Here is a 24753-nt window from a genome sequence, read left to right as displayed (position 1 = left end):
CGCGCGCTCGTTCTTTACTTCTTCAAGCTTGCACTGACGGAACCGCCATGCATCTTTTGCGCACCACACCGGGCGGTTTCGTCGACGATACGCAGGGCGTCATCCGCATCGACCAGCAGCCCGCCGACATCGTCGTGCTGAGTTCCGCCGATACGACGCTCGCCCTGCTCGCGAGCATCGTGCCGCGCCTGCCCGCCGGTTTCCCGAGCGTGCGGCTCGCCAACGTGACGTACCTGCGCCAGCCTGCTTCGGTGGACTTTTACGTCGACGACGTGCTGCAGCACGCGAAGGTCGTCGTGGTCGATCACCTGGGCGGCGAAGCCTACTGGCCGTACGGCATCGAACAGGTCACGACGCTGGCGCAACAGCGCGGCCAGTTGCTCGCGATGTTTTCCGGCGACCTGCAGGAAGATCCCAATCTGATCGCGAGGAGCCGCGCGGAACCGGAATTCTGCCGGTTGCTCTGGCGTTATCTGCGCGAAGGCGGCGCGGCCAATGCCGAAGGTTTCCTGCGCGCGCTCGCGTGGCAGGCGTTCGGCTTTGGCGCGGAACCGGCGCCGCCGGTCGTGCTGCCCGCCGCGTCGCTCTACCATCCGGCGCGCGACGTCGCGACCGTCGAGGACTGGCGCGCGCGCTGGCAACCGGGCGCGCCCGTTGTCGCGATCCTGTTTTACAAGGCGCATTTGCAGGCTGCCAACACGGCCGCCTTCGACGCGCTGATCGACGCGCTGCTGGCGCGCGGGCTGAACCCGCTGCCGCTCGCGATCACCTCGCTCAAGGACGCGATCAGCCGCGACGTGCTCGACCGTATGGCCGCCGAACACGACATCGCGCTCGTGCTCAACACCACGGCGTTCGCGGCGTCGTCGCTCGACGATCCGGAGCCGCTCGCGCTCGCGGGCGACGCGCCCGTGCTCCAGGTCATCCTGAGCGGCGGCAACCGCGACGACTGGGTCAAGGACAACCACGGCCTGAATTCGCGCGACATCGCCATGCATATCGCGCTGCCCGAAGTCGATGGCCGCGTCATCACGCGTGCGATCAGCTTCAAGGGCCTTGCGTACCACTGCAAGGACACCCAGGTCGATGTCGTGCGCTATCAACCCGACGCTGAACGCGTGGCCTTCGTGGCCGAACTCGCGCGGCGCTGGTGCCGCCTGCGCACGCTGCCGAACGCGGAGAAAAAACTCGCACTCGTGTTGGCCAACTATCCGATGAGCGAAGGGCGCATCGGCAACGGCGTGGGGCTGGATACGCCCGCGTCGGTGGTCAACATCCTGCGCATGCTGGGCGACGAGGGCTATCGCGTGGGCGATTTGCCCGAGGACGGCGAAGCGCTCATGCACACGCTTACGCAGGGCGTGACCAACGATCCGGACACGCGTGCACTGCGGCCTGCGTGGCAGAGTCTTTCGCTCGACGATTACCGCGCGCGTTTCGCGCAACTGCCGGTTGAAGCGCAGAACGCGCTGATCGCGCGCTGGGGCGCGCCGGAGCAGGATCCGACCGTGCGCCGCGGCCGCTTCATGATCGCGGGCTGGCGCTGCGGGCAGATTTTCGTCGGCATTCAGCCGTCGCGCTCGCGCGGCGACGACAGCTACGCGAACTATCACGACGCCGATCTCGTGCCGCCGCACGCCTATCTGGCGTTCTATTTCTGGCTGCGCGAGCACTTCGGCATCGATGCGATTGCGCACGTCGGCAAGCACGGCAACCTGGAATGGCTGCCGGGCAAGAGCGTGGCGCTTGCCGATACCTGCTGGCCCGACATGGCGCTCGGCCCGCTGCCGCATCTGTATCCGTTCATCGTCAACGATCCGGGCGAGGGCAGCCAGGCCAAGCGCCGCGCCCAGGCCGTGATCGTCGATCACCTCATGCCTCCGCTCACGCGCGCCGAAAACTACGGGCCGTTGCAGGATCTTGAGCGTCAGGTCGATGAGTATTACGAAGCATTGATGGTCGACCCGCGCCGCGCGAAGCTGCTGCGCAAGACGATTCTCGCGACCATCATCGAGCACAAGCTGCACGAGGAACTGAGCGTCGCCGCGCCGCAGGACCAGGAGGGCGAAGACGAACTGCTCACGCGCGCCGATGCTTACTTGTGCGAACTGAAAGAGGCGCAGATCCGCGACGGCCTGCATACCTTCGGCGAATCGCCGCAAGGCACGCAGCGGCGCGATACGCTGCTCGCGCTCGGGCGTTATGCGTGCGGCGACGGGCAGGGCGCGAACGCGGGCCTGATCGACGCGCTGGCGCGCGACTTCGACATCGATCATCTGCTCGATGCGGCGAGCGTCGACTGGGCTGCGCCGTGGACTGGCGCGCGTCCCGCGTTGCTCGTGGAAGCCATCGATGGGCCGTGGCGGCATGCGGGCGACACGCGCGAGCGCCTGGAAGCACTGGCGGCGACGCTGCTCGCGCGTGCGTGCGAAGCGGCGCAAGCGTTCGATGAAATTGCTGCGACGCTGCCGCACGCGGCGCGCGTCATCGCGCGTTTGCGCGACGACGTGCTGCCGCGACTCGACGCTTGCGGGCATGAAGAACTGCGCCAGTTGCGGCGCGGTTTCGAAGGCCGCTTCGTGCCGCCTGGCCCGAGCGGTTCGCCCTCGCGCGGCCGTCCCGATGTACTGCCCACGGGCCGCAATTTCTACTCGGTCGATACGCGCGCCGTGCCGACGCAGGCCGCGTGGTCGCTTGGCCTGAAATCGGCGCAACAGCTGATCGAGCGGCATTTGCAGGAGCATGGCGACTATCCGCGCGCCATTGGGCTATCGGTGTGGGGCACGGCGACCATGCGCACCGGCGGCGACGATATCGCCCAGGCGCTCGCGCTGATCGGCGCGCGTCCCAAGTGGGCGGCGGGCAGCCAGCGCGTGATCGACTTCGAGATCATGCCGGTGGAGGCGCTCGATCGTCCGCGTATCGACGTCACGCTGCGCGTGTCGGGCTTCTTCCGCGACGCGTTCCCGAACGTGATGCACCTGTTCGACGCCGCGGTGCAGGCCGTCGCCGAACTCGACGAGCCCGAGCATCTGAACCCGCTGCGCGCGCGCATCCAGCGCGAACGCGACGCCCTGGTCGCGGACGGCATGGAAGCGGGCGAAGCGCGCCGCCGCGCGGGCTGGCGCGTCTTCAGCGCGAAGCCGGGCGCGTATGGCGCGGGCCTGCAGTCGATGATCGATCACCGGCAATGGCAGACCGACGCCGATCTCGCGCTCGCGTACCAGGCGTGGGGCGGCTATGCGTATGCACAGAAGAGCGGCGGCGACGAGGCGCGCGACGCGTTCCGCAAGCGCCTCGCGTCCATCGACGTGATCCTGCAGAACCAGGACAACCGCGAACACGACCTGCTCGACTCGAACGACTACTACCAGTTCCAGGGCGGCATGGCGGCGGCGGCGCGGCACTTCTCGCAGGCGCAGCCCACGCTCTATCACGCCGATCACAGCAACCCCGCTGCGCCGCGCATCCGGCCGCTGCACGAGGAGATCGCGCGCGTGATCCGCTCGCGCGTGGTGAACCCGAAGTGGATCGACGGCGTGAAGCGCCACGGCTACAAGGGCGCGGCCGAAATGGCGGCGACGGTCGATTACCTGTTCGGCTATGACGCGACGGCGCGCGTGGTGGGCGATCATCAATACGCGCTGGTCGCCGATGCCTACGTGCACGACGACGACACGCGCGCCTTCATGGAGCGCCACAATCCGCACGCCCTGCACGCGATCTGCGAACGCTTGATCGAAGCGATGCAGCGCGGCCTCTGGCAGGAACCCGGCGAGCATCGCGCGCAGATCGAACAGCGCCTGCTCGAAGCGGGCGAACGCGTTGAAGGCCGATGAAAGAAGGCCAATGAACCAAGGATCATGAACATGAACGTCGCGGCGACGCGTCCGGCTTTTCCCTTTACCGCGCTGGTCGGCCAGGCGCTGTTGCAGCGCGCGCTGCTGCTCGCGGCCATCGACCCGGCCATTGGCGGCGTGCTCGTGAGCGGGCCGCGCGGCACCGCGAAATCGACGGCGGCGCGCGCGCTGGCCGCGCTGCTGCCCGATGGCGCATTCGTCACGCTGCCGCTCGGCGCGAGCGAGGAGAAGCTGATCGGCACGCTCGATCTCGAAGCCGCGCTGCGCGAGAGCGCGGTGCGTTTCGCACCGGGCCTGCTCGCGCGCGCGCACGATGGCGTGCTGTACGTCGATGAAGTGAACCTGCTGCCCGATGCGCTCGTCGATGCGTTGCTCGACACGGCGGCGAGCGGCGTCAACACGGTCGAGCGCGATGGCGTCTCGCATACGCATGACGCGCGTTTCGTGCTGGTCGGCACGATGAACCCGGAAGAAGGGGAGTTGCGCCCGCAACTATTGGATCGTTTCGGGCTGATGGTCGAACTCGACAATCGCTACGACACGGCCGAGCGCCAGCGCATCGTCAAGGCAAGGCTGGCGTTCGACGCCAATCCGCAGGCGTTCTGCGCGGCGCACGAAGCGGCGCAGCGCGAACTGGCGGCGCGGATTGCGGCGGCGCGCGTGGCGCTGGGATCGCTGGCGTGGAGCGACGCCGTGCATGAACGCGCGGCGCAGTTGTGCGTGGAAGCGGCCGTGGACGGCATGCGCGCCGATCTCGTGATGCTGCGTGCGGCGCGTGCCCTGGCGGCGTTCGACGGCGCGGCGCAGGTCGCGCCGGAGCACGTCGATCAGGTCGCCGATGCCGTGCTCGTGCATCGCCGTCGCGCGTTGCCGGATCAGCCGCCCGCTGGCGGTTCCGAGTCTCAGTCGCCGCAACAGCCGCAAAAACCGCAACGTCAGCAACAAAGCGAAAACCAGCAGTCCGAATCAAATGCCGATTGGGGCGAAATGCCGCCCGAGCCGGTTGCCGCGAAGGCGGTCAAGAGCGTCATTCCGCTGCCCGCAAAAAAACGCTGAGCCGTCGCGCAGGGGCCGCCGCCCAGGCGCAGGGCGGCGCACGACGGCTTGAAGGCCCGGGGCCGACGCGCGCACGCATCGCGCGCGACCCGGCGTCGGGCGCTCGCCTTGCGTGGCCCGCCACGCTCGCCGCCAAACGCGGCACGGCGCTGCGCGCCGACCATCTGCGCTACGCACAGCGCAAAACCGGCACGGGCGCACTGCATTGCTTCGTGCTCGACTGCTCGGCGTCGATGCTGGCGCATGGGCAGCTCGCGCTGGCCAAAGGCCTGCTGATTGCGCTATTCGATCGCGCGCGCGCCGAACGCGTGCAAGTGGCGTTGATCTGCTTTGGCGGCGCGCGCGCCGAATTGCGCTTTGGCCCCGCGGTGCCGCGCTGGTGGAACGAACGCTGGCTCGAACCGATTGGCGGGGGCGGCGGCACGCCGCTCGAAGCGGGTATAACGCGCGCCTCGCAACTGCTCGACGCCGCGACGCGCCGCGACCCGGCGCGCGAGCGCCATCTCTGGCTTTTCAGCGACGGCCGCACGACGCAATGGCCTGCGCGTCCGCGCCACGCGGATCACGTCACCGTGGTCGATTGCGAGGCCGCGAACGTGCGCCTTGGGCGCTGTCACTTGCTGGCGCAGGCGTGGCAAGGCGAGTGCCTCGACGCGCACGCACTGCTCGCCCCGGCGCAGTAGTTGTTCTTGCTGGTTTAACGCGCCGCGCCTGTCCAGTACATCACGTCGTCCTGGCGGTCGAACACATAGACCTTCATCGCCATCTGATCGGCGGGCGAGAGGCTGTCGAGTTCGAGGCCGAGCGTGCTCAGCGGCTCCGGGCCGTCTTCCTGATGCACGTTGCGCACGATGGCGCTGGTTTCGATGCTGGAGTCCAGCTCGCCGGACTTCAGCCGGAACGCCACGCGCAGCCTTTCGCCGACCTTGGCGAGGGCCCACGGCGCGGCAATCGACAGCCCCAGTGCGCTGACGCCGCGTGCGAGCGCGACGCCCTGGTAACCTTCGGTTTCCTCGCCGATGCCATAGCGCACCGGGAACTGCGCGCGCACGCGGATCGACTTGCGCTCGCGCAGCATGCGGATATTGGCGGGCTTCGAGAGCACGAGGTAGCTCAGCGGAGACTGGTACATCGCGTGGATCGTGCAGACGAAGCGATAGACGGCGTGGCTCGCGATGGCGACGATTTCGACGTTTTCGCCGGGGGTGATGTCGATGGGGCGGCGGTCGACGTAAGGGAGCGTGACGAAGATCGCTTCGTTGGGCGCGACGCCGATCAGCTTGCACGGATGCATTGGCGCGCCGCTTGCGCCCTGTTGCGGGCGTAGGCCCATGAGGGCGCCGATCGTGAGGTGCAGGTCGCGGACGGTTAGCGCGGGGTCGGGTTCTGGCTGTTTGTTGGGCGCGCTGGCAGGGGGCTCGCGGTCGCCGCGCTGCGGGGCGAAGTGGCGGAACAGGAAGTCGCGTTCCATTTCGCCGACTAGCGTGGCGCCGGTGTCCAGTAGCAGGGTGCCGTCGGCGTCGACGAGCGGCCAGGCAAGGGGCTGGCCGAGGGCGATGTCGGTAGGGGTCAGGGACGTGGGGGCTGCTTGAGTTGCCTGGTCGGCCTGTTCTGCCTGATCTGCTGCCTGAGGGGCTTCGGTGCTGTCGGTCATCGGCGCGCGTCCTGCGAGTGATCGGTTCACTGTGTTTACGGCGTCGCCTTTTGAAGGTTTAGGGTTTGGGTGTGTGGTTATGCTTGGCGCATGGATGTTGGCGTTTCCTTGATTTCGTGTCGGTCTGCAAGCGTTGCCCCGCACAGGGGAAATTACGAAAAACGATGCTGTATCGCTGGAAGCCTTCTCAGGGAAGGGTTTGCGCGAAGCGAACGTGTGTGAGAACAACATTTTTATTCGCGTTCAGGACAATCGGCGGACAAATCAGGCGGGATTCTGGCAAGGTGGGCAAATGTATCGCAGCGGTACATTTCGGCACTTCGGCAAACTAGAAGCGACTTATAGCTTAGAGCGCGACCGGGAAACTACGCTCCAAACGTAATTTCCGGCCCTGCGATGGCATCGTGATCCTTCCACTCTTCCACGGGCACCACCCGACCCGCGCGAACGGCACAGCGGGCCAGATTTCAAGCGGGCGGACAGAAAAGCCGGTCTCGGTCACTCTTGCGCGGGAGGGTCTTCCATTTCCCTCAATCGTTGGCTGTCCCATATGCCCAAGTCGATTGCGTGCTGAAGCATTCTCACTGTTAATTGCTCGCGCACATATTCAGGGACTTTTAGAATTTTCCGCATATACCACTTCCCGAAGAAGGGAATCGGAAAGCCGGAACCTTCCATTTCAAAGTATCTATGAAAATCATAGTCACCCCTGGAAATTGAAAAGTGATTAAAAAAATTATTCATAAATTTATCGGCGTCATCGCCAGTCGAACCGTAATTGTCTTCAATTACATCGGTCGCGAGGATTTTCTTATTCTCAGATAAGCCAATTTCATTTTTTATGAATTTCCCCAAATCATCCGAAGCTTCCCGTTGTTGCGTCATTAACTCTATCCTTTTCGTCGACAATCTGATTGTACCGATGCAGCGTCATGAAAGTAATTTTTATAACGTCGTACATTGTGAGTGTGGCACCAATCCACGGTATCCAGCGCCCAATAAAAGCACCGAGATTTCGTGTCCAACGAAAAAATTTTGCGCCTTTATTAAAGGATGAATTAGTTATCGTAGGAAAGATGGCTTTCTTGAAATTAATATCAAGAACTACACGCAAAACAAGGGATGCTATCGAAGTGCCCTTCGTCGCACCACCTGGCTTACCTCTTGTGGGAATGAACGGACGTCCTGCCACAATCAAGACAATAGCAACAATACCATCGTAATCATTGATTCCGTAGTGTTTGCAAATCTCTTCAATAAATATGCAAAATAATAATTTATCCGCGTCGAATAGTTCTCCTTGATAATTATAGGTTTCCTCTTCTGGTGGATCATTACTTATGAGGCGTTCGTAGTCGTTCATCGCGTAGCGCCTCACTGGGCGGAGTTTTGCTTTACGTCGATAAGAGTCGTTATCGTGCCTTGGCTACCGCCTATCGCGTTTTGCACAAGGTACTCTTGCTTCATCCGTGCGAACGACAGTCGCACATGTTCCAGCGCCAAACCACTTCCCGCCGCTGGTTCAACATGCGTGATTACCACGTCATACAGCGTAATTCGGAAATATTCGAGCGGTAAGCCTCCGGCCTTACGCATGGTCAGCACTGCTTGAGCTATGTGTTGGCCTCGGAATGCATAACCGGCCAGATTAGGACTTGCACGGTCAATTTGATGGGTGAAGCTTAAGTCCTCCACGCTTGCTTTTGCCGCTCCGCCACCTGACCCACTATGGATGCTGGACTTTTGTGTGACAGCCCATCCCCAGTGAAGAACTTCGATTTCGTCAGGATGGGTAGCGTCCAGCGACTCGCCAGCAATGCCGTCAATCTTGATAAAAATATCCGCCATTCCGATTCCCATTGGAGAAATTGAAGATTTCGAGCGTACCTCCGATTTTTTTGAAATTACAGGAATTGACCGGATTTCTGATTGATGTCATACGTCCTATTGGCGCGGCGCAATGCGTTGATGACGCGGTAACAGGTCGCGGGCCTTGCGCCCGCCTTCAGGAGTTCCGAACGCCACTTTTTTCAGTGCCTCATGCTGTGATGACGGCAAGGTCACGGTCGAGACGATGCGCGAAGCCGGACTTCGCCCGATTCGTTTCGGCGTTCCGTGTGCCCGACTGGCCGCGCGTCGAGGATGGATATCGCAGCGATCGGTGAGGAAGGCGCCGAGCGTCGTCGCGCTGACTTTCTTCTCTGCGGCGGTGCGGGCTTCGGACTCCGCAAGTCGCGCCGCCAGCGCGTCGCCTTACTTGTCGGTCAGCGCGGTGTGCGCTTTCGCGGTGTCGCGTGCCGCGCCGGTTTCTCCATTGGGCCAGCTACCGGCCATGACGCGTTTGGCTTGCCGGTCGGGCCAGGATAGCGGTAGGTGTAAATGATGCGCATCCTGCCGACACACGGACGGTGAAATGGAGCGCGAGCGAACAGAACGACGCACCATAACAATAGGCTATTGATTTTTAATAATTGCTCTATTTCTATGCTACGTCGTTACACGCCATGAACAAGAATAATTACCCGCACAGGGGCAACGCTAGCAGACCGACACGATCCCAAGGAAATGCACAAAAGCCCCAGGCAAACGGTCAGCCACGCTCCCCATACCACCGCGGCGTATAGACCCACTCCAGAAGCCCAGCAGCACCACCATCACCAATTTCCCGCCCAAACCCTCTAGTAGCCGACGACCCCACAATAACCATCGTGCGCATATCGACATCAGAAGACTGCAAAGCCCCAAGCGTAGTGGCCCGCAGCGTCTCCCCAGGCCGCCCCACATCGCGCCCGAGCACGACACGCGTTTCCGGCGCCCGCACGGCCCGCACGATCTCCAGCGCACGATCGAGCTGCCACGGCCTTGCCCGCGAAATCGGGTTATAGAAAGCCATCACAAGATCAGCCAGCGCAGCATGATGCAGTCGCTTCTCGATGACAGCCCAAGGCTTGAGATTGTCCGAAAGCGACAGCATGCAAAAATCGTGACCCAGCGGCGCCCCAGCCTGTGCAGCGGTAGCCAATGCCGCCGACACCCCCGGCACGATCTGCAGATCGACCCGCCGCCAAAGCGGATCTTGCGCCCCTTCGAGCGCTTCGAGCACCGCCGCCGCCATTGCAAACACGCCCGGATCGCCCGACGACACCACAGCAACCCGCCGCCCCTCGCTAGCCAGCTCGAACGCATGACGGGCGCGCTGCAGCTCCTCGCGATTATCGGTGGCATGGCGCACCTGACCCGGACGCAGCGGCCCAGCCATCTCCACATAGGTCGCGTAACCGACGATATCGGTGGCGTCGTCGAGCGCGGCGCGCGCCATCGGCGTGAGCAGATCGGCGCGGCCAGGGCCGAGTCCCAGCACCGTGAGACGACCGCGCGCGCGTCCCAGCGCGCCAACGTCCAGCGGTTCGAGCGCAACGCCCAGCGTAATGCCATGTTCGGCATCGATACGCCGATGCGGTTCCGGCAGCTTCAGCGCATCGAACAGATCGCCGTCGACAAAACGCAACGGCACGCCCAGCGCCTCAGCCGCCTGCTCGAACGCTGCATCGCCCATGCGCGCAACGGGCGCCACCAGGGCAGCAAGCGCCTGCTCAGCGACGCCGTTCGCCTTCAACGCATCACGCACGTACTCGGCAAGCAACGCCGGTGAATCAGTTGCGCACGCAACAACCGAACGAGGATGAATCACCAGATGCGCGGGATTGCCGTCCCACGCCTGCGGACTCACGCGAATCGCGTGGCTGGCCGCCGCGTCGCGCGGCAGGTCGACGTTGTCGAGCCAGGGCGCATCGCCATCAATACGCGTCGTGTCGCCCGCAAGCAGATCCGACACGAAGCGCTTGCCCTGCGCGAGACTCGACAGCGCATAGCCTTCTGGCGGATTCAACAGGCAAGTGCCAAACCGCAATTCGCCGCTCGTGGTGATCGCTGGCGCAATGCCAAGCGCCGCGCCAATCTCGCGCGCCATCACATTGACGCCCGTGAGGCCGCCGAGCAGCGGCACGACCGCGCTGCCATCCTCAGCGAGCGCGAGCACGGGCGGCTCGATGCCTTTGTTGGCCAGCAGCGGCGCGAGGCAGCGGATCACGATGCCCGCTGCGCACAGCGCGATCAGCGGCGTGCCACGCCGATAGAGTTCGCGCAGATGGTCGCCGAGTTCGCTGAACGCCACATCGCCTTGCGCGCGTTCCTGCAAGGCATGAATCTGCGCACCCGCATAGAGCGCTTTCACGCGCTGCGCGGTGGCAAGCGCACCAGGCCCCAGCACGATGAGGGCGGGCGGCTGCAGCGCGGGGTTCAGCGTTGCCATTTTTCCCCCGGCACGACCAGCAGCGAAAAATACGGCGAGGCCATCGGGTCGACGTCGTCGAGCGGCACGATGCGCTGGTTCGACATCGTTGCGCGCTCAACATACAGCGCGCGATCGGCGAGTCCCAGGTCGGTCAGCACGCGGCGCACTTTTTCGAAGTTGCGGCCCAGTTTCATGATGACGGCGGCGTCCGCGTCGGCCAGGCGGCGGCGCAGTTCGTCCTCGGGCAGCACGCCCGAAAGCACCGCGAGGCTCTGGTTGCGATAGACGAGCGGCACGCCCAGCACCGCGACGCCGCCCAGCATCGAGCACACGCCCGGCACGACTTCGGCTTCGTAGCGCGCGGCCAGGCGGTCGTGCAGGTACATGTACGAGCCGTAAAAGAACGGGTCGCCTTCGCAGATCACGGCCACGTCGCGGCCCGCGTCCAGGTGCGCAGCAACGGTCTCGGCCGCGCCGTCGTAGAAGTCCGCGATGATCGCTTCGTACGAGAGCGGCGGCTCCAGCGCCTCGGTGGTCACCGGGTAGACGAGCGGCAGTTGTTCCTGCTGCGCTTCCAGATGGTCTTCGATGATGCCGAACGCGTTGCCTTTCTTGCCCTTGGCGACGAAGTACGCGACCACGGGCGCGGCCTTGATGAGGCGCAGCGCCTTGAGCGTGAGCAGTTCAGGGTCGCCGGGGCCGACGCCGATGCCGTGCAGTCGTCCTTTGATGGACATTTATTCGATCTCCGAAGCAAGTGCGTTGACGGCGGCGGCGGCCATCGCGCTGCCGCCGCGGCGGCCCTGCACGACGACGAAGGGCACGCCCAGCGCGGCGCTCGCGAGCAGCGCCTTCGATTCGGCGGCGCCCACGAAGCCAACCGGCATGCCGAGGATCAGCGCGGGACGCGGCGCGCCGGCCGCGATCATGTCGATGAGGTGAAAGAGGGCGGTCGGCGCGTTGCCGATGGCGACGACGCTGCCTTCAAGGTGCTCGCGCCACAGTTCGAGCGCAGCCGCCGAGCGCGTATTGCCGAGTTCGCGCGCCAATGCCGGCACGGCGGGATCGTCGAGCGTGCAGATGACCGCGTTGTCGGCGGGCAGGCGCGCGCGCGTCACGCCGAAGGCGACCATCTTCGCGTCGCAGAGAATCGGCGCGCCACTGGCAAGCGCCGCACGGCCCGCCGCGCCCGCGCCTGGCGAAAAGGCCAGGTCGGCTGCGACGTCGACCATGCCGCAGGCGTGGATCACGCGCACGGCGAGTTTTTCGAGGTCGGCGGGAATGTGCGAGAGATCGGCTTCGGCGCGGATCGTCGCGAAGGATTCGCGATAGATCGCCTGGCCGTCGCGGATGTAGTCAGACATCAGAAGTGCTCCGGGGCCGCTGCGCGGGCAATTGCTTGAGCAGTTGAGCAGCGGCTTCGATCGTCAGGTGGCGCGCGACGCAGTGGCCGAATGGGGCCGTGTCCGCATCGCGCACAAGGTTGTTTTCAGTGCCGTGTCCGTACAGGTCGTACGCGCCGGGCGCGACCGCAAGCAGCGTGAACGGCGCGCGATGGGCAGCGGCGCAGGAGCGCTCGCAGCCGCTCAGGTGAACGTGTACGTGCGGCGGCAGGTTGGCGGCCAGACGCAGGGCGTCGGCCTTGGTATCGGCACGGCTCTTTGCGCAGCCCGCCGACCCCGTGCACGCGATCGTGCGCGCGAGCGGGTGAGCGGCATCGGCGATCAGGCCGAGCGTTTGCAGGCTTTCTAGCACGTCCTGCGCGACGCCGTTATCGATATTCGGCAGGATCGCGCCTTGCCACGGCGTGATGCGCAGCGTGCCGTCGCCGTGCGTTTGCGCGAGCGTGGCGAGCGCGTGCAGCGTGGCGGCATCGAGGCGCGCAAGCGGCGGCTGGCAGCCGATGTAGCTCGTATTGCTGTTCAGTGCGTGCACGCCGAGCCTGAGCGCGAGATCGACGTGAGGACGATGCCAGTCGTGCGTGCGGGCGATGGGCGGCAACGCGTGCTCTTGCGCTTTTTCAAGCACGGCTTGTGCGCCGTGCGTGGCGACGACGTCGCGCATGCGCGTTTGGCCGGGCTGCGCGAGATCGAGGAAGGCGTGCAGCAGCGCCTGAATCAGCGTCAGCGCATCCGTCGCTGCGATCGAACCGATCGCGCCGTCGGCGGGGCAGCCCGCGAGGCCGAACATGAAGCACTCGCCGCTGTCTGAAGACGCCGCGGCCAGCCAGATATCGTGAGGATGATCGAGCGCCGCGAGCCGCTCGCCGCCATCGATCAGCAGCGCGAACTTGGGCGAAAGCGCCGCGAAACGCGGCTCGTCCTGCAGCATCGCGACGATGGGCGCGGCAAGCGCCGTGGTGTCGACGAGCGCCGCGCCATCGTGGCCCGCGAGCGGACTGAGCATGAGATTGCGCAGTTCATCGGCGGCGCACAGATCGGCGCTTGCGTTTGCGGAAATCGACGGGCCAAGGCCCGCTTCGACGAGCGCCGCCGTCAGCGCCGCTTCGCTGCCCGCGCGAATGCCGCGGACTTGCAGGTTCGCGCGGTTCGTCAGCTCCAGCGTGCCGCTGGCATGGTCGAGCGCGGCGGCGGCAATGGCGTGCGCCTGGGTGGCGAGCAGCAGGCCGCCGGGCAGTCGCACGCGGCACAGGCCGCCGTCACGCGCCGCGACGACGCGTACGAGCCCCGGGCACGCCGAACGGCGGGCCGCGGCCCATGCAGCAGGGGACGAAGCGTGCTTCGAGTCGTGATTCAAGGGGCACTCGTGTAGGGAGTCGCGCGGTCGCTGGGCCCGGCCGGCGCGGCGGCTGGGTCGCGTCGCTCATGCGCGAGCGCTGGCGGCTTCGGCAAACGGCATGAAAGGTACGAATAAGTGACGAATGTGCAGGAAATTCGCGGTTTTCAGGCCCGTCCGGCGCCGGCGGAAGCGGTATTATGCCCGTTTTCCAGCGCGATCCGCGAATCCAGACGGGCCGCGCGCAACGCATGACGGAGCACGGATGCAGGGCAGGCGAGCGTGGCTGACGGTGATCGGCATAGGCGAGGACGGAGTGGCGGGACTGGGGCGCGAGGCGCGCCGCGCGCTGTTCGACGCGGCGGTCGTGACGGGCGGCGCGCGCCATCTGGCGATGCTGCCCGCGCGCGTGCAGGCGCGCCGTGAGCCGTGGCCGCAGCCGTTCAGCGTCGATCCCTTGCTCGCGTTGCGCGATACGCAGGCCCGTGTCTGCGTGCTCGCGAGCGGCGACCCGATGTTTTTCGGCGTCGGCGTGACGCTCGCGCGCCAGCTTGCGCCCGAGGAACTGCGCGTGCTGCCCGCGCCATCGTCGCTGTCGCTCGCGGCGGCGCGGCTGGGCTGGGCCTTGCAGGATGCGGCGGCGGTATCGCTGGTGGGCCGCCCGCTCGATGCGCTGCGGCGGCATCTGTTCGCGCGTTCGCGCGTGCTGGCATTGAGCGCCGATGGACGTACGCCCCAGGCCATCGCGGCCTTGCTCGCCGAACAGGGCTTTGGCGCGACGCGTCTGACCGTGTTCGAGCATCTGGGCGGCGCGCAGGAGCGGCGCATCGACGGCCGCGCCGATGCGTGGCATCAGGGCGAGATCGTCGACGAAGTCGCGGCGCTCAATCTGGTGGCGTTCGAATGTGCGGTCGCCGCTGAAGCGCCCGCGCGCCCCTGGACGCTCACGCCGGGGCTGCCCGACGACGCGTACCGGCACGACGGCCAGCTCACCAAGCGCGACGTGCGTGCGCTCACGCTCGCGCGCCTCGCACCGACGCCGGGCGCGTTGCTCTGGGACGTGGGCGCGGGCAGCGGCTCGATCGGCATCGAATGGATGCGTGCGCATGCGGCTTGCCGCGCGATCGCGATTGAGTCGAACGGCGAGCGCCAGCGCTTCATCGAGCACAACCGCGACGCATTGGGCGTGCCCGCGCTGCAACTCGTGGCGGGGCGCGCGCCGGACGCGCTCGCAGGGCTCGCCGCGCCCGACGCGGTGTTCATCGGCGGCGGCGTGACGGTGCCGGGTGTGCTCGAAACCTGCTGGGAACGGCTCAAGCCGGGCGGAAGGCTGGTGGCGAATGCGGTGACGGTACAAAGCGAAGCCGCGCTCGTGACGTGGCGCGCGCAGCATGGCGGCACGCTCACGCGCATCGGCATCGGCGAGGCCGAACCGCTCGGTCGCTTCGATACGTGGCGTCAGGCGCTGCCCGTTACGATCTATGAAGCGATCAAGCCATGAGCGCGCGCGTCTTGCTGCTGGGCGGCACGGGCGACGCGTTGCGAATCGCACGTGCGCTCGGCCCTGAACACGTTTATAGCCTTGCGGGCCTCGGGCGCGTGCCCGCCGACCTGCACTGCGCGGTGCGCGTAGGGGGCTTCGGCGGCGCTGAGGGGCTGGCGCGCTATCTTGCCGATGAGCGTATCGCGCTGGTGCTCGACGCCACGCATCCCTACGCGGCGCAGATCAGCGCGAACGCGGCGAGCGCGTGCGAGCAGACGAAGCGGCCTTACTGGGCGCTGCGCCGCGCGCCCTGGCAGCCGCAGCCCGGCGACGACTGGCGCAAGGTGGACGAATGGGCGGGCGTGATCGCCGCAATCAAGCCCTTTTCACGCGTGCTTTTCACGCTGGGCCGCGAACCCCTCGCGCATCTGGGCGAAGTGCCCGGGCATCAGCACTGGACGGTGCGCTGTCTCGATGCACACCCCGGGCACGCCCGCGCGCAGGTGATCGACGCGCGCGGCCCTTTCACACCCGAGGGCGAGCGCGCGCTGTTCGAAGCCGGGCGTTACGACGTGATCGTCAGCAAGAACAGCGGCGGCGCGGCCACCGAAGCGAAGCTGCTGGTCGCGCGCGAAATGGGCCTGCCCGTGGTCGTGATGCAGCGGCCATCGCTGCCGCCCGCGCAACGCGAGTTTGCTTCGGTGCAGGACGTGCTGGATGCGCTCGCCGCGCTTGCCGCACACAATTAACGGAATATCGACGCATGACTGTTTTCTTTATCGGCGCGGGGCCAGGCGACCCCGAACTGATCACCGTGAAAGGCCAGCGGCTAGTGCGGACTTGCCCCGTCATCCTCTATGCCGGCTCGCTCGTGCCGCCCGCCGTGCTCGAAGGCCATCGCGCGCAACAGGTCGTGGACACCGCGCCGCTCACGCTCGACGAGATCGTCGCATTGCTGGAAAACGCGCATCGGCATGGCCATGACGTCGCACGCGTGCATTCGGGCGACCCTTCGCTTTATGGCGCGATTGGCGAGCAGATCCGCCGTTTGCGTGAGCTTGGGATTCCTTATGAAGTCGTGCCGGGCGTGACGGCGACGGCTGCGTGCGCTGCGGCGCTGGGCAATGAGCTGACGTTGCCGGGCATTTCGCAGACGCTGATTCTGACGCGCTTTGCGACCAAAACGTCGATGCCCGAAGGCGAGGCGTTGGGCGACCTCGCCCGCCATCGCGCCACGATGGCGATTCACCTGGGCGTGCGGCATATTGCGCGCATCGTCGAGGAATTGCGCCCACACTATGGCGACGATTGTCCCGTGGCGGTGATCTATCGGGCGAGCTGGCCCGACGAGGAACGCGTCACGGGGACGCTCGCCGATATCGCGCAAAAGGTGCAGGCAACCGATATCGAGCGCACGGCGTTGATCCTGGTTGGGCGTGTGCTGGGCGCGGACGGGTTCGCGGATTCGACGTTGTATGGGGTAGGGAAGCGCTAGGGGGATTGGGCGATGTCGCAACTCGATCTGCACGACGTCACGCTCTGTGCCGTCGATACCGTCAATCCCGCTCTCGCGGCGCGCGCGCTCGATCTATCGCTGTCGCAGTGTCACTTCGGCGCTGCGATGCTGCTTACGCACGTAGACGTGCCTACGCGGGCTCGCCTCGAAAAAATCGCGCCATTGCGCTCGCTGGCCGAGTATTCCCACTTCATGCTCAAGCGCCTGGCCGATCATATCGCCACGCCCTGGGTACTGGTCGTTCAGTGGGACGGCTACCTACTGGACGTGTCCAGATGGAGCGAGCGCTTCTATCAGTACGACTATATTGGCGCGCGCTGGCCGGGCGCGAGCAGCGGGCAAGACGTGGGAAACGGCGGTTTTTCGCTGCGCTCCGCGAAATTGCTCAAGGCGCTCGCGAGCGAGCAGTTCGTCATTGACTCCGACGTTGGCGAAGACGTCCTGATCGGCGACACCTGGCGTGCGGCGCTTGAAACCGGTCACGGTATCCGCTTTGCCCCTGCGGACGTCGCGGATGAATTCGCATACGAATACGCGGTGCCGCGCCAGCCGACGTTCGGCTTTCACGGCTTCTTCAATATGTGGCGGCACGTCGAAGACAGCACGATGCTGGAGATTTTCGACGGGCTGGACATTCAGACGCTGGCCTCGCCCAGAGGCGTGGCCTTGTTGAAGATTTACTGCGACCTGCGCAAGTTCGGCTGCATTCGCGCGATGTATCGACGCTACCGGGCGCATATGAGCGTGGCGGACGTCGCGCACGCATTTACGCGAAATGGCTTGAGCGACGAGGCGGCGCGAGAGTATGTGAACATCTGCGAGCGCAGCTAGCGCCGGGCGCTTTCAATGACGCATCACAACGGCATGCGCAATTCTGTGCTGCCGAGCGAGATTCGAACTTATCCGAATTTTTTGAGACCTGTGGATGACTATCATCACTCACGTAATGAGTCCTGGCTCAAGGCTGTACGACGTGAGTGCGTGATTAGCTGCGGAGGACAGCCTTGGGGCCTTTCGATCAAACGGTCAGAACATGTCCCAATCGTCCCAATCGTCCATCCATCTTTGCATCATCCAGCCAGGCGGCAGCACCGCGGCTTTAGGCTTTCTCGATCAGGCGCGTTTCTTTCGCTATCAGTTCAGGCGTCTGGGCGCTGAAGTGACAATTGGCAAGAACCGCTTGCGCCACGATGCGATTAATTTCGTCTTTGGCGCGCACACCGGGTTCGATCCCAGCCTGACGCGCCGATACCGTTGTGTCCTGGTGAACCTGGAACAACTGGGCGAACACGGCGCTCAGGTTTCGCCCGATTATTTGCGCTTGCTGGCTGCCATGCCGGTGGTCGATTACGACGAGCGCAATGCCAGCGCCTACGGCGCGAGTGGCCGGGTTCCCATCGTTTCGTTCGCGCACGCCCCTTATCTGGCCACCGACGATCTTCAGCCCATCGAGAAGCGGCCCACCGATATTCTGTTTTTCGGCAGCATGAACGAGCGGCGACTGCATCTTCTGCAACAAATCGAAGCCGCTGGCTGCACGGTCAGCCTGCTGCCATTCGGCATCTTCGGCCCGGAGCGCGATGAGGAAATACGCCGCGCCAAAGCGGTTTTCAACTGTCATTTCTACGACAGCGCCCGTTTCGAGCAGGCGCGGGTATTCCACTGCCTCTCACTCGGCACGCCCGTCATCAGCGAACGCACGGCTGGCACAATGGCTGCGCCGCAGTTCGAAGACAGTGTGTTCTGGGTGAACACCGACACCATTCGCGCCTTTTTCCAGAGCGAATTTCGCGCCCCGTCATTTGCCGACGCCGCTCGTGCGCGCCTCGATGCGTTTTCCACACACGACGTCATCGATCAATACGCCGCGGCGCTCGACTACGCGCAACGTCAATTCGTATCCCGAAGCGTCGAAGCCGCGCCGTGGCGACCGGAACGCATTCATATCGGCTCGGGCAAGGACTACATGCCGGGTTGGCTCAATCTGGACATTCTTCCGCGCGCCGAACCCGATGTACTACTGGATCTGGCCGCGCCGCTTACGCTGCCAAAGCGGCTCGATAGCGCGCTGGCCGGCCCGGTTGAACTGCGCGCGGATTCGGTCGATTTCATCTACGCGAACAATGTGCTGGAGCACATCGGCGATCTGACGCAGCTTATGACCAACTGCCTGCGTCTGCTGAAAACGGACGGCCAGATGTTGATCGAGGTGCCTTACGAAAAGGCGCCCAGCGCCTGGCAAGATCCCACGCACGTACGTGCATTCAATGAGAATTCGTGGATCTACTACGCGCAGTGGTTCTGGTATCTCGGGTGGTTCGAAGCGCGCTTCAATATCGTCGAACAGCATTATCTCGACGCCAGTCTCGCGGCGACCAGCGTCGATCGCGCGCACTTCATGCGCGTGCGTTTGCAGAAAGTGGCCACGACGGCCCAGGAGCGCACGACGGCACGTGCGGTGCGTCCGGACTTTGGCGGCATTCCGGAAGACGCGCTCTAAACGAAACGGGGCCGACATCGTCGGCCCCGCCAGTTCAAGTCAGCAACCTTACGTCACTCAATGGGCGCCCGCATGTTCATGATCGGCGTGCGTATGCGGCTGCGTCAGCACGCTCACCGTCGCCAGCACAACGATATTCACGCCCAGCGCAAGAAAGCCGATATTGATGTCCTTGAGCGCATCGGGCGCGAAAGGAATCAATTGCGCGACGCTGACATGCATGACCGTGGTCAGCACGACCACCAGCACGCCGGACAGAATCCCGCAGAACGCGCCTTGTTTTGTCACGCGATTGCGTGCCGATAGACTGCAAACCAGCGCCGGGAACAACTGCGTGACGAAGTTATAACCCATCAGCAACAGCGCCACGATGGTCTCGCCGCCGTTGAGCGTGAAGCCCACCGCCACCAGCGCGATGACTGGCACGAACCAGCGTGCGAGCCTCGCCACGCGTGCATCGTCGGCCTGTTTCACCATCGCGCCGCGATACACGTCATTGGCGATCAGCGTCGATGCCGTGGTCAGGATCATCGATCCCGGCACGAGTGCGGTCAGCACGCCCGCCGCGCCAATCACGCCCACGAACCACGGGTCGAACGTCTGCAAGGAAAGGCGGAACAGCGACAAATCGATATTGCCGCCCTTGAGTCCCGGCACCTTCAGCACCGCCGCAAATCCGCAGAAAAACACGAACAGCAGGATCAACTGATAGAGCGGCAAGATCGCGGCATTGCGGCGGAAAATGCGCTCGTCCTTCGCGGTATAGACCGAGCCGAACGTATGCGGCCACATGAAAAAGCCCAGCGCCGTGAGCAGCACGGTGGACTGGAACCAGGTCACGCTCTGGCCTTTGGCGGGGAAGGTCAGGAAGCCGGGCTTCGCGGCGTCGATGGCGCGGAACATTTCCGCGAGGCTGCCGTAGTGATGAACCGGCAGATAAATGCCCAGAAACACGGCGATGGCAAGAATCATCGTGTCCTTCACCACCGAGTTCCACGCGCAGCCGCGCACGCCCGAAAAGATCACGTAAGCCGTCACCACGGCCGCGCCAATCCAGATCGCCGCCGTCGACGAGATCGCGCCATAGGAGGCCGTCGTCACGATGATGCCGAGGCCCTTCAGTTGCAGCACCAGGTACGGCACGAGCGCGAGCACGCCCACGCATGCAACCAGCACGCCCAGCGCGGGACTGTTGTACTTGCGCGCGAAAAAATGCGGCTGCGACATCAGCCGGTGCTGCTTGGCGTAGCGCCAGACCGGCGGCAGCATCCAGTACGAGAGGACGTACGCAAGCGTGCCGTAACAGAGGATGTAGTAGACCGGCGCGCCCTTGCCATACGCAAAACCGCTGCCGCCGAGGAACGTAAAGGTCGTATAGATCTCGCCCGCCATCAGCAGGAACACGAACGCGGTGCCGAAGCTGCGCCCGCCCACCGACCATTGTTCGAGACTCATGTCGTGCCCGCGTCGCGCACGTATGCCCAGATAGAGCGCGACGACCGTGATCGCCGCAATGATGACGAGTGCGCTCATGGTCGCACCTCGGCTGGCGCATCGGCGCCGGTGCGGTTGACGGGATCGAGTCGATAGACGATGGCCATGATCGCCGACGTCAGCACGACCCACATGACGATCCACGCCAGCACGAGCGGCATGCCGAGTATCAGCGGTTCGGTGCGGTTGACGAACGGCACGCCCAGCAGAATGCCGATAAAGGGTAGCGCTGCGAGCAACCTCAGTGACATGGCAACTCCTTTTTGTAAAAGGGGAACGTCGCGACCGGGTTCGAACGATTCACTCTATGCCCGTGAACGCACCCCGTAAAGCTGCCAAAAATCCCGAGTGAAGCCGGTTTTTGATGGTGCGCTGCGTCACGCGCAAGCAGGTTCCATGCGCGCGCAGCGCATTCACAGGGCACGCCGCGGGCCGATCCAGTTACACTTCACGCACCCTGGCCGCGCGGGTCAATGCGCCCCTCGCGACACCGCAGCATGCGATAACAAACCTGGTTAGTACCGTCCCGTTTTTCGGATCGAATTCATGATCGAAAGCCTGATTTCAGACATCCTGTTCGGTTTCACCGGACTTATCAGCATCATCAATCCCATCGGCATTGCGTTTGTCTTTCTCGACCGCACGGCGACGCTCACCGACGAGGAGCGCCGCCTGCTCGCCAAGCGCGTCGCCACCAACGCGGGCCTGGTGCTGCTCGTGGCGTTCTTCGTGGGCACGCCGATCCTGCATTTCTTCGGCATTTCGATGGAAGCGCTGCGTATCGGCGGCGGCCTCGCGGTGGCCGTGAGCGGCTGGCAGATGCTCAACGCGCCGGAACCGGAACCGCCCGCAGCCAGCGATCCGGCCGTCAAGCCCGTGAGTGCCTGGTCGGCGAGCGGCAAGGCTTTCTTTCCGCTGACGGTGCCGCTCACGACCGGCCCCGGCTCGATCGCCACGGCCATCGCGCTGAACGCCAATCGCACGCACAAGCTTTCGGCGTGGTTGCTGTCGAGCATCGCGTCGGTGGCGATTTCGCTGCTGGTCATGCTGGTGATCTATTACGTCTACAGCCGCGCCGCGCGTCTTGCGCACTATCTGGGCGTGGAGGGCACGCGCGTCGCCATGCGCGTGTCGTCGTTCCTGTTGTTGTGTATCGGTGTGCAGATTATCCTGACCGGCCTGACCGGTTTCCTCACGCCGATTGCCGGGCTGCATGCGGCAAATTGAGTGAGGCCTGGCGCGGCAGCGAGGGCGGCCGCCGATTCGATCGATGGAGGCAACGATGTGCCGCTGGCTTGCTTACACGGGTAATCCGATTTCGCTCGAAACCGTGCTGTTTCGCGCGCGCCATTCGCTGATCGACCAGAGCCTGCATTCGAAGCTCGGTGCGACCACGACCAACGGCGATGGCTTTGGCCTTGGCTGGTATCAGCACCCGCACGATATTCCGTATCGCTATCGCAGCGTGCATCCCGCGTGGAACGACCGCAACCTGCGCGAACTGGCGCGCGCGGTGCACGCGCCAATGTTCGTCGCGCACGTGCGCGCGGCCACGCATACGCCGGTGCAGGAGACGAACTGCCATCCGTTCCGGCACCGGCGCTGGATGTTCGCGCACAACGGGCTGATCCAGAACTTTCCACTCGTGCGGCGCGAACTGCTGCTCGCGATCGAGCCGGGGCGTTTCAATGCGCTCGAAGGGTCGACCGATTCGGAGGCGATGTTCTATCTGGCGATGACCTTCGGGCTCGAAGTCGATCCGGTGCCCGCGCTCGAACGCATGGCCGGTTTTATCGAGGCCACCGCGCAAAAGCACGGCATCGAACCGGCGCTCAACATGACGATCTTCGCGAGCGACGGCGAGCAGATCGTGGCCGTGCGCTATTCGAGCGAGCACAACTCGCGCTCGCTCTTTCACAGCACGTCGTTCAAGCACCTGCGGGAGCTTTATCCCGACGATCCGCGCATCGCGGCCGTTGGGGAGGACGCCTATTTGCTGGTGTCGGAACCCATCGTCGATCTGCCCGAAGCCTGGGCCGAAGTGCCTGAATCCACCGCGATCGTGGTGCGTGGCGCGCAGATCGAATATCGCGATTTCAAGCCGGTCGCGCCTTGATGACGCAGATGCCGAATTGGCCGCATTAGCCGCATTAGCCGCGCAATCAGCGTTGCGAGCCTGGCCACGCCACGCGTGCTGCGCGCCGGGCGGCGGCGCGCGCGAGCACTTCGTCGAAGAGCCGCACATCCACCGGCTTGACGAGGTGCATTTCAAAGCCCGCCGCACGCGTGAGTTCGATATCGGCGGCCTGGCCGAAACCCGTCATCGCGGCAAACACCGTATGCGCGAGCGCTTCCAGCGTGCGCAAATCGCGCAGCGCCGCGTAACCGTCGATTTCCGGCATGGCGATGTCGATGAGCGCCGCGTCGGGCGGGAAGCGCTCGGCCCACTCGCGCGCCTGGGCGGCGCTGTACGCCACGCGCACGTCGTGGCCCTTCAGTTCGAGCAGCATGGCGAGGCTGTCGGCGGAATCGCGGTTGTCGTCCACCACGAGCACCCGCAGCGGCAGCGATTCGTCGTGCGTGAGCACGGGCTGGCCGACCGTGCTGATGAGCCCTTCCACCGCCAGGTCCACGTGCGCCGCGTTGCCGGTGCGTTCGAGCGGCAGGCGGATCGTGAAGGTGCTGCCCGCGCCCAGCCCGTCGCTGGTCGCCGAAATCGTGCCGCCGTGCAGCTCCACCAGTGAGCGGCACAGCATCAGGCCGATACCGAGGCCGTTTTCGCTCGGGCCGGGCATCGAACGATCCTGGCTGAAGAGGCCGAAAATCGATTCGAAGGTTTCGGGCCGCAGGCCGCGTCCCTGGTCGCGCACCTGGATCTGCACGCCGCGCCCGGCCACCTGAACTTCGACGGCGATACAGGTCTGGTCTGGCGAAAACTTCGAGGCGTTGTGCAGCAGGTTCTGCAACACCTGCATGAGGCGCGTGTGGTCGCCCGTCATCGGCAACGGCGCCGCGGGCAGGATCGTTTCCACGCGCTGGCCGCGCGCGGCGGTAAACGGCTGCGCGGCCTCAAGCGCGTCCTGCACCACTTCGCGCAGATCGAGCGGCGCCTCGCGCAACTCGATCTTGCCGGAGGTGATGCGGCCCACGTCGAGCAGGTCGTCGACGAGACGCGTGAGATGGACGATCTGGCGGTCGATCAGGTCGCGCGCGCGCTCGACTTCGGGGCTTTGCGCGGTCATCAGGCGCATCGTGGCGACGGCGTTGCGCACCGGCGCGAGCGGATTGCGCAGTTCGTGCGCGAGCATGGCGAGGAACTGCTTCATCTGCTCGCTCGAATGCTCAAGTTCGTCGGTGCGGCGGCTTTCCGTCATGTCGCGCGTGACCTTGGCGAAACCGGTCAGGCGGCCGTGCGCGTCGTGGATCGCCGTGAGCGTGACGTTGGCCCAGAACATCGAGCCGTCCTTTCGCACGCGCCAGCCTTCGTTGACGCAGCGGCCCAGGTCGGCGGCGCGTTTCAGTTCGCGCTCGGGCGCGCCGGCCGCGATGTCGTCGGGCGGATAGAACACCGAGAAATGCTGGCCGATGATTTCGGCGGGCCGGTAACCCTTGAGGTTGGTCGCGCCGCTGTTCCAGCTCACCACGCGGCCTTGTGCGTCCAGCATGAAGATCGCGTAATCGCTCACGCTTTCCACCAGCAGGCGGAAGCGCTCCTCGGACAGACGCAGCGCCTCGACCTGGCGGCGCTCCGCCGTGAGGTCGCGCGTGATCTTGGCGAATCCCGCGAGCGAACCGTCGCGCTCGCGCAGCGCGGTGATGACGACATTGGCCCAGAACATCGAGCCGTCCTTGCGCAGACGCCAGCCTTCGTCCATGAAGCGGCCGTGCAGCGCGGCCTGCTCCAGTTCGTGTTCGGGCCAGCGCCGGGCGTTGGCTTCGTCGGTATAGAAGCGGGAAAAATGCTGGCCGATGATCTCGTGCGCTTCGTAGCCCTTGATGCGCGCGGCGCCCCGGTTCCAGCTCACCACATGGCCGCGTGGGTCGAGCAGGAAAATCGCGTAGTCCTCGATGGGCTGCACGAGCGCTTCGAAGCGACGCCCGCTATGGCCGTCGGAGGACAGTCCGGCATCGGGTTGCATCGCGGAGTCGGACGTGGTCAT

General features: G+C 64.9%; 21 protein-coding genes. 10 read left to right on the top strand and 11 right to left on the bottom strand.

Features of this window, described 5'->3' with window-relative positions:
* The first annotated feature begins 47 nt into the window (after nucleotides 1–47).
* From cobN to BBA01S_RS05915, 3 genes are all read left to right on the top strand, one after another.
* On the top strand, nucleotides 48–3839 hold the full coding sequence (gene cobN, locus BBA01S_RS05925) for a cobaltochelatase subunit CobN (RefSeq protein ID WP_027815625.1): 3792 nt from the start codon (nucleotides 48–50) through the stop codon (nucleotides 3837–3839).
* A 30-nt stretch (nucleotides 3840–3869) separates the two neighbouring features.
* Complete coding sequence (locus BBA01S_RS05920) at nucleotides 3870–4916, top strand: ATP-binding protein (RefSeq protein WP_027815624.1); 1047 nt, start codon at nucleotides 3870–3872, stop codon at nucleotides 4914–4916.
* Nucleotides 4917–4993: 77 nt separating this feature from the next.
* The gene (locus tag BBA01S_RS05915; RefSeq protein ID WP_027815623.1) at nucleotides 4994–5599 is read left to right on the top strand and encodes a vWA domain-containing protein; all 606 of its coding nucleotides are present in this window, start codon (nucleotides 4994–4996) and stop codon (nucleotides 5597–5599) included.
* Nucleotides 5600–5613: 14 nt separating this feature from the next.
* Here BBA01S_RS05915 and BBA01S_RS05910 read toward each other — a convergent pair whose 3' ends face one another.
* The 8 genes from BBA01S_RS05910 to cobG all read right to left on the bottom strand — a co-directional run bounded on the left by BBA01S_RS05910 (nucleotide 5614) and on the right by cobG (nucleotide 13621).
* Complete coding sequence (locus BBA01S_RS05910) at nucleotides 5614–6570, bottom strand: flagellar brake protein (protein WP_027815622.1); 957 nt, start codon at nucleotides 6568–6570, stop codon at nucleotides 5614–5616.
* Between the two features lie 498 nt (nucleotides 6571–7068).
* The gene (locus tag BBA01S_RS05905) at nucleotides 7069–7455 is read right to left on the bottom strand and encodes a DUF1493 family protein (RefSeq protein WP_027815621.1); all 387 of its coding nucleotides are present in this window, start codon (nucleotides 7453–7455) and stop codon (nucleotides 7069–7071) included.
* Nucleotides 7427–7933, bottom strand: a complete 507-nt coding sequence (locus BBA01S_RS46705) for an STM2901 family protein (protein ID WP_156965874.1) — start codon at nucleotides 7931–7933, stop codon at nucleotides 7427–7429. Before BBA01S_RS46705 ends, BBA01S_RS05905 begins: the two co-directional genes overlap by 29 nt.
* An 11-nt stretch (nucleotides 7934–7944) precedes the next feature.
* Complete coding sequence (locus BBA01S_RS05900) at nucleotides 7945–8418, bottom strand: Hcp family type VI secretion system effector (protein WP_027815620.1); 474 nt, start codon at nucleotides 8416–8418, stop codon at nucleotides 7945–7947.
* A gap of 742 nt (nucleotides 8419–9160) precedes the next feature.
* Nucleotides 9161–10882 (bottom strand): precorrin-3B C(17)-methyltransferase, encoded by a 1722-nt coding sequence (gene cobJ / locus BBA01S_RS05890; RefSeq protein ID WP_042296072.1) that lies wholly within the window; start codon nucleotides 10880–10882, stop codon nucleotides 9161–9163.
* Nucleotides 10870–11601, bottom strand: coding sequence for a precorrin-2 C(20)-methyltransferase (locus BBA01S_RS05885; RefSeq protein ID WP_027815618.1), 732 nt, complete (start codon nucleotides 11599–11601; stop codon nucleotides 10870–10872). The genes cobJ and BBA01S_RS05885 overlap by 13 nt, the downstream gene beginning before the upstream one ends.
* Nucleotides 11602–12228, bottom strand: a complete 627-nt coding sequence (locus tag BBA01S_RS05880; RefSeq protein ID WP_027815617.1) for a precorrin-8X methylmutase — start codon at nucleotides 12226–12228, stop codon at nucleotides 11602–11604. It abuts the gene before it with no gap.
* Nucleotides 12221–13621, bottom strand: coding sequence for a precorrin-3B synthase (cobG, locus tag BBA01S_RS05875; RefSeq protein WP_027815616.1), 1401 nt, complete (start codon nucleotides 13619–13621; stop codon nucleotides 12221–12223). Before cobG ends, BBA01S_RS05880 begins: the two co-directional genes overlap by 8 nt.
* Nucleotides 13622–13865: 244 nt before the next feature.
* Between cobG and BBA01S_RS05870 the strand changes: the two genes are divergently transcribed.
* From BBA01S_RS05870 to BBA01S_RS40215, 5 genes are all read left to right on the top strand, one after another.
* Nucleotides 13866–15101, top strand: coding sequence for a bifunctional cobalt-precorrin-7 (C(5))-methyltransferase/cobalt-precorrin-6B (C(15))-methyltransferase (locus tag BBA01S_RS05870; protein WP_027815615.1), 1236 nt, complete (start codon nucleotides 13866–13868; stop codon nucleotides 15099–15101).
* Entirely contained in the window at nucleotides 15098–15832 is a 735-nt protein-coding gene (locus tag BBA01S_RS05865; RefSeq protein ID WP_027815614.1) for a cobalt-precorrin-6A reductase, read from the top strand. The genes BBA01S_RS05870 and BBA01S_RS05865 overlap by 4 nt, the downstream gene beginning before the upstream one ends.
* Nucleotides 15833–15846: 14 nt before the next feature.
* The gene (cobM, locus tag BBA01S_RS05860; protein ID WP_027815613.1) at nucleotides 15847–16578 is read left to right on the top strand and encodes a precorrin-4 C(11)-methyltransferase; all 732 of its coding nucleotides are present in this window, start codon (nucleotides 15847–15849) and stop codon (nucleotides 16576–16578) included.
* Between the two features lie 12 nt (nucleotides 16579–16590).
* The gene (locus BBA01S_RS40220; RefSeq protein ID WP_052391683.1) at nucleotides 16591–17430 is read left to right on the top strand and encodes a DUF5672 family protein; all 840 of its coding nucleotides are present in this window, start codon (nucleotides 16591–16593) and stop codon (nucleotides 17428–17430) included.
* A gap of 202 nt (nucleotides 17431–17632) precedes the next feature.
* Nucleotides 17633–19099 (top strand): class I SAM-dependent methyltransferase, encoded by a 1467-nt coding sequence (locus tag BBA01S_RS40215; RefSeq protein ID WP_042296069.1) that lies wholly within the window; start codon nucleotides 17633–17635, stop codon nucleotides 19097–19099.
* A gap of 57 nt (nucleotides 19100–19156) precedes the next feature.
* Here the strand turns inward: BBA01S_RS40215 and BBA01S_RS05845 are convergent, their stop codons facing one another.
* The gene (locus tag BBA01S_RS05845; protein ID WP_027815612.1) at nucleotides 19157–20632 is read right to left on the bottom strand and encodes a sodium:solute symporter family protein; all 1476 of its coding nucleotides are present in this window, start codon (nucleotides 20630–20632) and stop codon (nucleotides 19157–19159) included.
* On the bottom strand, nucleotides 20629–20844 hold the full coding sequence (locus BBA01S_RS05840) for a DUF3311 domain-containing protein (RefSeq protein WP_027815611.1): 216 nt from the start codon (nucleotides 20842–20844) through the stop codon (nucleotides 20629–20631). Before BBA01S_RS05840 ends, BBA01S_RS05845 begins: the two co-directional genes overlap by 4 nt.
* A 295-nt stretch (nucleotides 20845–21139) precedes the next feature.
* Between BBA01S_RS05840 and BBA01S_RS05835 the strand changes: the two genes are divergently transcribed.
* On the top strand, nucleotides 21140–21820 hold the full coding sequence (locus BBA01S_RS05835; protein ID WP_027815610.1) for a MarC family protein: 681 nt from the start codon (nucleotides 21140–21142) through the stop codon (nucleotides 21818–21820).
* A 55-nt stretch (nucleotides 21821–21875) separates the two neighbouring features.
* Nucleotides 21876–22709 carry a class II glutamine amidotransferase gene (locus BBA01S_RS05830; protein ID WP_027815609.1) on the top strand — a complete coding sequence of 278 codons (834 nt, stop codon included), beginning with the start codon at nucleotides 21876–21878 and terminating at the stop codon, nucleotides 22707–22709.
* A gap of 46 nt (nucleotides 22710–22755) precedes the next feature.
* Here the strand turns inward: BBA01S_RS05830 and BBA01S_RS40210 are convergent, their stop codons facing one another.
* Nucleotides 22756–24732 (bottom strand): hybrid sensor histidine kinase/response regulator, encoded by a 1977-nt coding sequence (locus tag BBA01S_RS40210; RefSeq protein ID WP_084161880.1) that lies wholly within the window; start codon nucleotides 24730–24732, stop codon nucleotides 22756–22758.
* Between the last annotated feature and the right edge of the window lie 21 nt (nucleotides 24733–24753).

The organism is Paraburkholderia bannensis NBRC 103871 (assembly GCF_000685015.1).
GTDB lineage: Bacteria > Pseudomonadota > Gammaproteobacteria > Burkholderiales > Burkholderiaceae > Paraburkholderia > Paraburkholderia bannensis.
Note: the sequence above shows the minus strand (reverse complement) of the source record. Positions and strands in the feature narration are given on the sequence as shown.

What these genes read in the sequence shown, in the direction of transcription:
- cobN (WP_027815625.1), top strand. Translation starts at nt 48, where the DNA reads ATGCATCTTTTGCGCACCACACCGGGCGGTTTCGTCGACGATACGCAG.
- BBA01S_RS05920 (WP_027815624.1), top strand. Translation starts at nt 3,870, where the DNA reads ATGAACGTCGCGGCGACGCGTCCGGCTTTTCCCTTTACCGCGCTGGTC.
- BBA01S_RS05910 (WP_027815622.1), bottom strand. Translation starts at nt 6,570, where the DNA reads ATGACCGACAGCACCGAAGCCCCTCAGGCAGCAGATCAGGCAGAACAG.
- BBA01S_RS05905 (WP_027815621.1), bottom strand. Translation starts at nt 7,455, where the DNA reads ATGACGCAACAACGGGAAGCTTCGGATGATTTGGGGAAATTCATAAAA.
- BBA01S_RS46705 (WP_156965874.1), bottom strand. Translation starts at nt 7,933, where the DNA reads ATGAACGACTACGAACGCCTCATAAGTAATGATCCACCAGAAGAGGAA.
- BBA01S_RS05900 (WP_027815620.1), bottom strand. Translation starts at nt 8,418, where the DNA reads ATGGCGGATATTTTTATCAAGATTGACGGCATTGCTGGCGAGTCGCTG.
- cobJ (WP_042296072.1), bottom strand. Translation starts at nt 10,882, where the DNA reads ATGGCAACGCTGAACCCCGCGCTGCAGCCGCCCGCCCTCATCGTGCTG.
- BBA01S_RS05885 (WP_027815618.1), bottom strand. Translation starts at nt 11,601, where the DNA reads ATGTCCATCAAAGGACGACTGCACGGCATCGGCGTCGGCCCCGGCGAC.
- BBA01S_RS05880 (WP_027815617.1), bottom strand. Translation starts at nt 12,228, where the DNA reads ATGTCTGACTACATCCGCGACGGCCAGGCGATCTATCGCGAATCCTTC.
- BBA01S_RS05870 (WP_027815615.1), top strand. Translation starts at nt 13,866, where the DNA reads ATGCAGGGCAGGCGAGCGTGGCTGACGGTGATCGGCATAGGCGAGGAC.
- BBA01S_RS05865 (WP_027815614.1), top strand. Translation starts at nt 15,098, where the DNA reads ATGAGCGCGCGCGTCTTGCTGCTGGGCGGCACGGGCGACGCGTTGCGA.
- cobM (WP_027815613.1), top strand. Translation starts at nt 15,847, where the DNA reads ATGACTGTTTTCTTTATCGGCGCGGGGCCAGGCGACCCCGAACTGATC.
- BBA01S_RS40220 (WP_052391683.1), top strand. Translation starts at nt 16,591, where the DNA reads ATGTCGCAACTCGATCTGCACGACGTCACGCTCTGTGCCGTCGATACC.
- BBA01S_RS40215 (WP_042296069.1), top strand. Translation starts at nt 17,633, where the DNA reads ATGTCCCAATCGTCCCAATCGTCCATCCATCTTTGCATCATCCAGCCA.
- BBA01S_RS05845 (WP_027815612.1), bottom strand. Translation starts at nt 20,632, where the DNA reads ATGAGCGCACTCGTCATCATTGCGGCGATCACGGTCGTCGCGCTCTAT.
- BBA01S_RS05840 (WP_027815611.1), bottom strand. Translation starts at nt 20,844, where the DNA reads ATGTCACTGAGGTTGCTCGCAGCGCTACCCTTTATCGGCATTCTGCTG.
- BBA01S_RS05835 (WP_027815610.1), top strand. Translation starts at nt 21,140, where the DNA reads ATGATCGAAAGCCTGATTTCAGACATCCTGTTCGGTTTCACCGGACTT.
- BBA01S_RS05830 (WP_027815609.1), top strand. Translation starts at nt 21,876, where the DNA reads ATGTGCCGCTGGCTTGCTTACACGGGTAATCCGATTTCGCTCGAAACC.
- BBA01S_RS40210 (WP_084161880.1), bottom strand. Translation starts at nt 24,732, where the DNA reads ATGCAACCCGATGCCGGACTGTCCTCCGACGGCCATAGCGGGCGTCGC.